Here is a 9,928-nt window from a genome sequence, read left to right as displayed (position 1 = left end):
GACGGCAGCGGCGGGCATGTCTTCGCCGATACGCTGGCGGAACATAACGCCAATGTGAAGAAATGGTACGCGATCCGCCGCGCGCGCGGGGAGATGTAACAATCCCCTCGGGCGCGGCGCGACGTCAGCCGCGCTTCATTGCCGCCGCGGCGCGGGCGCGCGCCTCGATCTCCGGCAGCGTGCCCTCGGTCACCCAGCTGCCGCCGACGCACAATACCGGGTCGAGCGCCAGCCAGTCGGGCGCGCTCGCCTCGGTGATGCCGCCGGTCGGGCAGAAACGGCACTGGTAGAAGGGCGCGGCCAGCGCCTTCAGCGCCTTGATCCCGCCGCTGGTTTCGGCCGGGAAGAACTTGAAGTGCGACAGGCCCATGTCCAGCCCGCGCATGATGTCGCCCGCGGTTGCGACGCCCGGCAGCCACGGGATGCCCGCGGCGGCGATCGCTTCGCCCAGCGGCTGCGACAGGCCGGGGGAGACGATGAACTCCGCGCCGGCGGCCTTCACCTCGGCGACCTGATCGGTCGTCACGACGGTGCCCGCGCCGACGATCGCGCCGGGCACCTGCTTCATTTCGCGGATCGCATCCAGCGCGGCGGGGGTGCGCAGCGTCACCTCCAGCACCTTCAACCCGCCGGCGACCAGCGCCTCGGCCAGCGGGCGCGCCTGCGCGGCATCCTTGATGACCAGTACCGGGATGACGGCGCTGGTCTGCATGATCGCGGCGATATCGGTCAACGTGCGTGCTCCTGGGCAAAGGCGGCGGCGGCCCCGAACAGGCCGGGCTGGGGATGGGTGATGAGCTTGACGGGCAGCTTGGCCATCATCTGCTGGAAACGGCCCTTCGCGACGAACCGCTGGTCGAAGCCGGAGCGCAGCAGCTTGTCCTTGATGCGCAGCCCCAGCCCGCCGGCGATCACCACGCCCTTCGCGCCATGCGCCAGCGCCAGATCGCCCGCCACGGCGCCGAGCGCGAGGCAGAAGCGGTCGAGCGCGGCATTGGCGATCGAATCGGTCCCCTCCAGCGCGGCGGTCCAGATCGCCTTGTCGTCGCGCAGCACCACGGAGCGCCCCTCCATGTCGGCGAGCGTTTCGTAGATGGCGACAATCCCCGGTCCGGCGACGATCCGTTCTGCCGACACGCGGGTATAGGTCTTGCGCAGACGCTTGAGCAGCGCATCCTCGATCCCGTCGAGCGGGGCGTAATCCATATGCCCGCCCTCCGTGGACAGGACATGGTATTCGCCGTCGTGGCGGAACACCTGCGCCACGCCCAGCCCGGTGCCCGGGCCGCACACCGTGGTGATGCCTTCGCTGGGCAGCGGTTCGTCAGGGCCGCACAGATGCTCGAAATCCTCATGCGGCAATTGCGCCACCGCATGGCCGATCGCACCGAAATCGTTGATGATCGTCCAGGTGTCGGCGCCCAGCCGTTCGGGAATCAGCGACGGGCGGATCACCCAGGGATTGTTGGTCAGGCGGATGACGTCGCCGGTGATCGGCGAGGCGACCGAGATCGCGGCGGCACGCGGCAGGGTGCCGCCCGCCCGCTCGCGATAGGCTTCCCACGCGGTCTGCAGGCTGGCGTGGTCGGCGGTCTTCAGCGTCACCGGTTCCCCCAGCGACACGACGCGCCGGTCGGCGACCTCCGCAATGGCGAAGCGCGCGTGCGTGCCGCCGATATCGACCGAAACCACCTGCATCATCGTCTCCTCATTCCCGTCGCGCCTACAGCCCCGCGCCCGCCAGGATCGCGCTCGCGCCCTTTTCGGCTTCGTCGGCCAGCCCGCGGAACATGCCGAACAATTCGCGGCCCATGCCGGTCGCCGCGGGCGGCGCGGCGGCGGGGGTGCGCGCGGCCCATTCGTCGGCGGGGACCAGCGCCTCCAGCGTTCCCGCTTCCGCATCGACGCGGATCAGGTCGCCGTCGCGGATCAGCGCGATCGCGCCACCCGCCGCGCCATTCTGCCCCGGCAGCGCCTCTGGCGAGCAGTGGATGGCGCACGGTACCTTGCCGCTCGCCCCCGACATGCGCCCGTCGGTGACCAGCGCGACGCGGAAGCCGCGGTTCTGGAGCACGCCGAGCGGCGGGGTCAGCTTGTGCAGTTCGGGCATCCCGTTGGCGCGCGGCCCCTGGAAGCGGACGACGACGACGACGTCGCGCTCCAGCTCGCCGGCCCGGAACGCCTCCAGCACCTCGAGCTGGTCGGCGAACACGCGCGCGGGCGCCTCGACCACCCAGCGGTCGCGCTCCACCGCCGACACCTTGATGCACGCGCGGCCGATATTGCCCTGCAGGATGCGCATCCCGCCATCGGGGGAAAAGGGCGCGGCGGCCGGGCGCAGGATCGTGTCGTCGCGCGTCGGGCCGGAGGGGGCCCAGGCGAGCGTGTCGCCGTCCAGCGTCGGCGCGCTGCCGTAATCGGTCAGGTCCCCGCCGGCCACGGTCATGATGTCGCGATGCAGATAGCCGGCGTCGAGCAACTCGCGGATCACGAACGGCATCCCGCCCGCCGCCTCGAACCCGTTCACGTCCGCCGATCCGTTGGGATAGACGCGCGCCAGCAGCGGCACCGCGGCGGACAGGCGGTCGAAGTCCTCCCAGTCGATCACGATTCCCGCCGCGCGCGCGATCGCGGGGACGTGGAGCAGGTGGTTGGTCGACCCGCCGGTCGCCAGCAGGCCGACGGCGGCGTTGACGATCGCCTTTTCGTCGACGCAATGGCCCAGCGGCCGGTAATCGTCGCCATGCACGCCGATACGGGGCAGGCGGTGGACCGCGGCGCGGGTCAGTTCCTGCCGCAGCTTGGTGCCCGGATTGACGAAGGCCGCGCCCGGCATGTGCAGGCCCATCACCTCCATCATCATCTGGTTGGTGTTGGCGGTGCCGTAGAAGGTGCAGGTGCCCTGCGTGTGATAGGCTTGGATCTCCGCATCCAGCAGTTCGTCGCGGGTCGCCTGCCCCTCGGCGAAGCGCTCGCGCACCGCCGCCTTGGCCTTGTTGGGCAGGCCCGACGGCATCGGGCCGCCGGGAATCAGGATCATCGGCAGGTGGCCGAAGCGCAGCGCCCCCATCAGCAGCCCCGGCACGATCTTGTCGCAGATGCCCAGCAGCGCCGCGCCCTCGAACGTGCCGTGGCTGAGCGCGATCGCGGTGGCCAGCGCGATCGTGTCGCGGCTGAACAGCGACAGCTCCATCCCCGGATAGCCCTGCGTCACGCCGTCGCACATCGCCGGCACGCCGCCCGCCACCTGCGCGGTCGCGCCGACCTCGCGCGCCCACACCTTCATCTGCTCGGGATAGCGGTAATAGACCGCATGAGCCGACAGCATGTCGTTGTATGCGGTGACCAGCCCGATGTTCATCGCGCCCGCCTGCGTCTTCATCGCGTCGCGATCCTCGGGCGTGCCGGCATAGGCATGCGCCAGGTTCGCGCAGCCCAGCCGCGGACGCCCGATCCAGCCGTCGCGCTCGCGTTCGATCAGCGCGAGATAGGCGCTGCGCGTGGGGCGCGAGCGTTCGATGATCCGATCGGTGACGGCGCTGACGGCAGGGTTCATGCGATGAGCCTTAGCGGGGGGCGAAGCGGGTGCGAAGTTGCCGCGACCGTCACCCTGTGCGTGACGGCCGGACAGCTCCTGATAACGTTAACTCACGTGCGGCGAAACGTCACGGCGCCCAGTGGATGTCGACCGGCAGTTCGACATCGGCCAGCACGCGACCGATCGGATAGGGCGAGCCGGCGCCCTCCTTGATCGCATCCTCGATCACCGTGCGCTTCGCGTCGCCGGTCACCGCCAGCATCAGCGCGCGCGCGCTGGCGATGGCCTGGCGGCTGAGCGTGACGCGCGCCACCGGCGCCTCGGGCGGCAGCGGATCGGGCATGACGCCCAGCGCACGGCGCTCCTTGGGGCCGTTCAGCGCCTCGTCGTAATCGGGGCCGGGGAAGATCGACGCGGTATGCCCGTCGCCGCCCACGCCCAGCAGGCACAGGTCGAGCGGCCAGTGCAGATCCTGCATCAGCGCGTCGGCGGACCGGCCCGCCGCCTTGTAATCGTCGGTCGCCTTGGGAACGATCGGCATCACCCGCGCGCCCTTGGGGATGAAGATCTTGCCCAGCGCGGTGACGTTCGACAGCGGATCGCCCAGCGGCACGATCCGCTCGTCGCCCGGGATGATCGTCACGCGCTTCCAGTCGAGTTTCGCCTTTGCCAGCTTCTCATAGGCGGGCAGGGGGGTCTTGCCGCCTGCCAGCGCGATCACCGCGGAGCCGCGCGCGTCGATCGCGCTTTCGATCACGAACTGGATGTCGCCCGCGACCGCATCGGCCAGCTCGGCGGCATCGTCATAGTCCCACCATTCGATTTCGGTCATGTGCAATTCCAATGCCGTTCGGTTCGAGCAGCCGTCGAGCGACGTCGAGACGGCGTTTCGAGAATGTCTCGATACGCGCCCTCGGCTTCGCTTGGTCGCTACTCGACACGAACGGAGCGGGGCACGCGGGGTTCAGTGCATCAATCGTCCTGCCACGTCACCCCGTCGCGCTCGGTCAGCGCGATCGCGGCGGACGGGCCCCAGGTGCCGGCGGGATAATGTTTGGGCTTCATGCCGTTCGCGGCCCAGCCGGCGCGGATCGCGTCGGTCCAGATCCACTGCGCCTCCACCTCGTCGCGGCGCACGAACAGCGTCTGGTCGCCCTCGATCAGGTCCAGCAGCAGCCGTTCGTAGGCGATGCGGCGGCGCGTGCCGGCGAATTCGGCGTCCAGGCTCAGCTTCAGCGGCACCTCGCGCAGGCGCACGCCCTCGCGGTCCAGCCCCGGCTCCTTGGCCATCACCAGCAGTTCGATATATTCCTCCGGCTGCAGGCGGATGACCAGCTTGTTGGGCTGGAGCAGCCCGCCGCGCCCGGCGAACATCGAATGCGGCACCGGCTTGAACTGGATCGCGATCTCGCTGCGCCGCACGGGCATCCGCTTGCCGGTGCGCAGGTAGAAGGGCACGCCCTGCCAGCGCCAGTTGTCGACATGCGCCTTGATCGCGACGAACGTCTCGGTGTTCGAATCGCGGCCCAGCTCCTCGTCATAGCCCTTGACGATCTCGCCCTTCACCGCGCCGCCGACATATTGGCCGGTGACGGTACAGTGCGGCACCTCCTCGGGCGGGATCTGCCGCAGCGATCGGAACACCTTGGCCTTTTCGTCGCGCACGTCGGTGGGGGTGAAGCGCGCCGGCGGCTCCATCGCGATCAACGCGACCAGCTGGAGCATGTGGTTGGTCACCATGTCGCGCAGCGCGCCAGCGCCGTCGTAATAGCCGGCGCGATCCTCCAGCCCGACTGTCTCGGACACGGTGATCTGCACGTTGTCGATCCCGCGCGCGTTCCACACCGGTTCGAAGAACGAATTGCCGAACCGCAGCGCTAGGATGTTCTGGACCGTTTCCTTGCCCAGGTAATGGTCGATGCGGAAGATCCGCTCCTCGGGGAAGACCGCGGCGACGGTGTCGTTGATCTCGCGGCTCGACGCCAGGTCGTAGCCCAGCGGCTTTTCCAGCCCGATGCGCACCGTCGGCCCGGCTAGCCCGACCTTCTCCAGCCCCTTCACCGCCGGTTCGAACAGCGACGGCGCGGTCGACAGGAAGATCGCCAGCCCGCCCGAAACGTCGCCGATCTTCTCGGCCAGCGGCGCGAAGGTGTTCTCGTCAGACAGGTCGACCGGCTGGAACTGCAACCGCTTCAGGAAGCCGGACAGCGCGGCCTCGTCCTTGCGATCGGCGGGGAGGAATTCGTCGAGCGCCTTCTTCGCTTCGGCGCGGAAGCCGTCGTCGTCCAGATCGCCGCGCGCCGATCCGGTGATCGTCAGCCCCTCTGGCAACAGCCCGTCGGCGTGGAGGCCGTAGAGCGAGGGCAACAGCATCCGCCGGGCAAGATCGCCCGTCGCGCCGAACAACAACAGCTTGCCGACCGGATTGCGCTCCACCGGAGTCTCCTAGGCTGAAAGAAGGGTCAGAGGGTCAGGCCGGCAACGGGGTCGAGACCGGCCATGATGTTGAGGTTCTGGACCGCCGCGCCCGCCGCGCCCTTGCCCAGATTGTCGAGCGTCGCGACCAGCCGCAACTGCCCGGTAACGGCATTGCCGAACACGCGCAGCGTCATGCGATCGGTCCCGGCATCTGCCTCGATCGCGACGGTGGCGACGTCGCTGTCGGCGACGCGCACCAGCGCGCTGCCGGCATAGGCATCCGCCAGCGCGGCGCGCACGTCGTCGATCGTCGTACCGGCGATCAGCTGCGCGGCGTGCAGCGGCACCTCCGCCACCATCCCGCGATAGGTGTGGGCCACCGACGGCTGGAAGATCGGCGGATGGGTAAGGCCGGCGTGGCGCTGCATCTCCGGCACATGCTTGTGCGCCAGCGACAGGCCATAGGGGCGGAAGGCGGTGGCCGCGGCGCCGCTTTCGAATTCCTCGATCATCGCCTTGCCCCCGCCGGAATAGCCCGACGCGGCATTGACGCTGAGCAGCGCGTCCGCGGGCAGCAGCCCCGCGCGCACCAGCGGGCGGATCAGCGCCAGGAAGGCGGTGGGGTAGCAGCCGGGGTTGCTGACGAAGCGCGCGGTCGCGATCCGCTGCGCCTGGTCCGGCTCCAGCTCGGCAAAGCCGTAGGTCCAGCCGTCCGCGACGCGATGCGCGGTTGATGCGTCGATCACGCGCGTCCGGTCGTTGGCGATCATCGCCACCGCCTCGCGCGCGGCATCGTCGGGCAGGCACAGGATGACGATATCGGCCCGGTTGAGCGCCGCGGCACGCGCGGCGGCATCCTTGCGGCGATCGTCGTCCAGCGTGTAGAGCGCGATCTCCGGCCGCGCGGACAGCCGCTCGCGGATCTCCAGACCGGTGGTGCCGACCGCACCGTCGATGAAGACGCCGACCGTCACGACGCCAGCGCCCCGGCGTCGAGATAGCCCACCAGCCCCGATTCGACCGCGATGCCCCAGGCGATGCCGCCGGTGACGTCGAACAGGTCGAACGCATCGCCCGCCCTCAAGGCGATCACCGCGGGGGAATCGGCGCCGCGCTGCTCGCGCAACACGGCATCGTGCGCCAGCGTACAGCGGGCCGGGGCGGCGTAATGCGGGGCGAAGACGCGATCGGCCAGGCGGACGTCGGCGATGTCGGGGCGCACCGCATGGATACGCGGATCGAGCGCGACGGAGCGCCCGGTCAATGCGAATCCGCTACGCGCCAGCGGCGCGCGCTGCGGACGGTGGCTCGCCGTCGCCGATGAACTGCCCGAACTCCTCAAGAAAATCTGCCCCTTCGGAAGTGCGCGCGACGAAGATGTTGCGCTTGTCGCTGTCGTCGCGTTGGCGGCGCAGATAGCCGAGAGCGCCCAACCTGTTCAAGGCGCGCGTGACGACCGGCTTGGACACGTTCAATATCCGCGCCAGGCCGCGCACCGTATGCGGGCCGGGGCGCAGGTACACCACCAGCAGCAGCGCCATCTGGCGGTTGGTGAGGTCGGGCTCGCCGGAGCGGACATAGTCCACCAGCGCCTTCATCCATGAATTGAGTTCGGGCTGCGCAAAGGTCGCCACGTCTTTGTCCCGTCTCTGTTGCAACGCTGCCGGAACGTTCCGGATTTGTGCGGAATAACGCCCGCCCGCGCGGCTGGTTTCAGCCATGTCACGAATTTGCCACGCCTTATGCGGTTTGCGGCGCGCCGGTTGATCGGCGGCGGCGGCGGGACTATGTGGCGGCGGTCCGGGGTGCGGGCTTCGGCCCGTTCGCCCGCTTTCTCTATTTCCGGGATCGTTCGCGCCGCCATGTTCACCTTTCTGCTTGTCGTCCAGGCCATCATCGCGGCGGCCCTTGTTACCGTGATCCTGATGCAGCGGTCGGAGGGCGGCGGGCTGACGTCGTCGGGCAGCCCGTCGGGGCTGATGTCGGCACGCGGCGCGGCGGATTTCCTGACGCGCGCCACGTCGGTCCTGGCGGGCGTGTTCATCGCGATGAGCGTGCTGCTGGCGTTCCTGGCCGCCAGCCGCAGCGCCACCAGCGTCGACACCTCGCTCCAGCGCCGCGCGCCCGCCGCGCAGGCGCAGACCGCGCCTGCCCCGGCGGACGACGCGCTGGCCGGCGCCGCCGCCAATGCCGCAGCGGCGCAGCAGCCCGCACGCGCCGACAACGGCGTCCCGCTCGCCAACTGATCGTCGCACCGATCGTCGTTTCATCGCGCGCGGCACGTCCGCGCGCTTGCCCTCGTTCGTATTTAAAGGTTAGGCGTTCACCCCCATGGCGCGGTACATCTTCATCACCGGCGGCGTGGTTTCCTCGCTCGGCAAGGGTCTCATGGCGGCAAGCCTCGCGGCGTTGCTGCAGACGCGCGGCTATCGCGTGCGCATCCGCAAGTTCGACCCTTATCTGAACGTCGATCCCGGCACGATGAGCCCGTATCAGCACGGCGAGGTGTACGTCACCGACGACGGCGCCGAAACCGATCTGGACCTGGGCCATTACGAACGCTTCACCGGCGTCGCCAGCCGCCAGTCGGACAACGTCACCTCGGGCCGGATCTACAAGACGATCATCGAGCGCGAGCGGCGCGGCGACTATCTGGGTGCGACGGTGCAGGTGATCCCGCACGTGACGGACGCGATCAAGGCGTTCGCGCGCGCGGAAACCGACGACCTCGACTTCGTGCTGTGCGAGATCGGCGGGACGGTGGGCGATATCGAATCGCTCCCCTTCATCGAGGCGATCCGCCAGCTGAAGAACGAGGTCGGGCGCGGCAATGCGATCAGCATCCACGTCACCCTGGTGCCGTACATCGCCGCCGCGGGCGAGCTGAAGACCAAGCCGACGCAGCATTCGGTGCGCGAACTGGCGGCGCTGGGCGTCCAGCCCGATGTGCTGGTGTGCCGCTGCGAACATCCGTTGCCCGAATCGGAACGCGCGAAGATCGCCTTGTTCTGCAACGTCCCCGAAACCGCCGTCATCCCGGCGCTGGACGCCAAGAGCATCTACGCCGTGCCGCTGCAATATCATGCCGAGGGGCTGGATTCGGAGGTGCTGCGCGCCTTCGGCATCACCCCGTCGTCGCCCCCCGATCTTACCCGCTGGGAGGAAATCGTCGAGCGGCTGATGCACCCGGAGGGCGAGGTGACCGTCGGCGTCGTCGGCAAATATGTCGGCCTGCAGGACGCCTACAAGTCGCTCAACGAGGCGCTGGTCCATGGCGGGATCGCCAACCGGGTGAAGGTCAACATCCGCTGGATCGACGCCGAACTGTTCGAGGGCGATGATACCGAGATCGCCGCGCATCTGGAGCCTTGCCACGCGATCCTGGTGCCCGGCGCGTTCGGGTCGCGCGGGGCGGAGGGCAAGATCGCCTCGGTCCGCTTCGCGCGCGAACGCCGCGTGCCCTATTTCGGGATCTGTTTCGGGATGCAGATGGCGTGCATCGAGGGCGCGCGCGACCTGGCGGGCCTGCCGCAGGCGTCGTCGACCGAATTCGGCCCGACCGACGAGCCGGTCGTCGGCCTCATCACCGAATGGATGGGCGAGCGCGGGCTGGAAACGCGCGCCGCGAACGGCGACCTGGGCGGGACGATGCGGCTGGGCGCCTATACCGCCGCGCTGACCGGCAACAGCGTCGTCGCCTCCATCTACGGCAGCGACGAGATTTCGGAGCGCCACCGCCACCGGTATGAGGTCAATACCTCGTACCGCGACGCGCTCGAAAAGGGCGGGCTGGTCTTCTCCGGCATGTCCCCCGACGGCACGCTGCCGGAAATCGTCGAGCGGCCCGACCATCCGTGGTTCGTCGGCGTGCAGTTCCACCCGGAGCTGAAGAGCAAGCCGTTCGACCCGCACCCGCTGTTCGCCAGCTTCATCGCCGCGGCGGTGAAGCTGGCGAACAGCGGGTGCGGGTCG

General features: G+C 69.2%; 10 protein-coding genes and 1 pseudogene. 3 read left to right on the top strand and 8 right to left on the bottom strand.

Going from position 1 to position 9,928, the window contains the following annotated elements; all coding sequences use genetic code 11:
* Positions 1-99, top strand: a pseudogene (locus AX685_RS21515) (endolytic transglycosylase MltG); the annotation flags it as partial.
* Positions 100-124: 25 nt separating this feature from the next.
* Here the strand turns inward: AX685_RS21515 and eda are convergent.
* The 8 genes from eda to AX685_RS08610 all read right to left on the bottom strand — a co-directional run bounded on the left by eda (position 125) and on the right by AX685_RS08610 (position 7,554).
* Positions 125-733, bottom strand: coding sequence for a bifunctional 4-hydroxy-2-oxoglutarate aldolase/2-dehydro-3-deoxy-phosphogluconate aldolase (gene eda / locus AX685_RS08645; protein ID WP_082740734.1), 609 nt, complete (start codon positions 731-733; stop codon positions 125-127).
* The gene (glk, locus tag AX685_RS08640; protein ID WP_066487595.1) at positions 730-1,698 is read right to left on the bottom strand and encodes a glucokinase; all 969 of its coding nucleotides are present in this window, start codon (positions 1,696-1,698) and stop codon (positions 730-732) included. The genes eda and glk overlap by 4 nt, the downstream gene beginning before the upstream one ends.
* A 25-nt stretch (positions 1,699-1,723) precedes the next feature.
* Positions 1,724-3,556, bottom strand: coding sequence for a phosphogluconate dehydratase (gene edd / locus AX685_RS08635; RefSeq protein WP_066487587.1), 1,833 nt, complete (start codon positions 3,554-3,556; stop codon positions 1,724-1,726).
* A gap of 109 nt (positions 3,557-3,665) precedes the next feature.
* Positions 3,666-4,370: a 6-phosphogluconolactonase gene (gene pgl / locus AX685_RS08630; protein ID WP_066487584.1), complete on the bottom strand. Its 705-nt coding sequence runs from the start codon at positions 4,368-4,370 to the stop codon at positions 3,666-3,668.
* A 140-nt stretch (positions 4,371-4,510) separates the two neighbouring features.
* Positions 4,511-5,974 (bottom strand): glucose-6-phosphate dehydrogenase, encoded by a 1,464-nt coding sequence (zwf, locus tag AX685_RS08625; protein ID WP_066487583.1) that lies wholly within the window; start codon positions 5,972-5,974, stop codon positions 4,511-4,513.
* Between the two features lie 26 nt (positions 5,975-6,000).
* Positions 6,001-6,930, bottom strand: coding sequence for an N-acetyl-gamma-glutamyl-phosphate reductase (argC, locus tag AX685_RS08620; RefSeq protein WP_066487582.1), 930 nt, complete (start codon positions 6,928-6,930; stop codon positions 6,001-6,003).
* Positions 6,927-7,220, bottom strand: a complete 294-nt coding sequence (locus AX685_RS08615; RefSeq protein WP_231738715.1) for an SH3 domain-containing protein — start codon at positions 7,218-7,220, stop codon at positions 6,927-6,929. The genes argC and AX685_RS08615 overlap by 4 nt, the downstream gene beginning before the upstream one ends.
* Before the next feature lie 10 nt (positions 7,221-7,230).
* Complete coding sequence (locus AX685_RS08610) at positions 7,231-7,554, bottom strand: MarR family transcriptional regulator (protein ID WP_066487590.1); 324 nt, start codon at positions 7,552-7,554, stop codon at positions 7,231-7,233.
* A 264-nt stretch (positions 7,555-7,818) separates the two neighbouring features.
* On the opposite strand from AX685_RS08610, the gene secG reads away from it, so the two are divergent.
* Both secG and AX685_RS08600 read left to right on the top strand, forming a co-directional pair.
* Positions 7,819-8,202: a preprotein translocase subunit SecG gene (secG, locus tag AX685_RS08605; protein ID WP_066487581.1), complete on the top strand. Its 384-nt coding sequence runs from the start codon at positions 7,819-7,821 to the stop codon at positions 8,200-8,202.
* 85 nt (positions 8,203-8,287) lie between these two features.
* Positions 8,288-9,928, top strand: a 1,641-nt coding sequence (locus AX685_RS08600) for a CTP synthase (protein WP_156445730.1), incomplete at its 3' end; no start/stop codon positions are given.

The organism is Sphingomonas sp. CCH9-F2 (assembly GCF_001556735.1).
Taxonomy (GTDB): domain Bacteria; phylum Pseudomonadota; class Alphaproteobacteria; order Sphingomonadales; family Sphingomonadaceae; genus Sphingomonas; species Sphingomonas ginsenosidimutans.
This window is presented reverse-complemented; position numbering and strand designations above follow the sequence as displayed.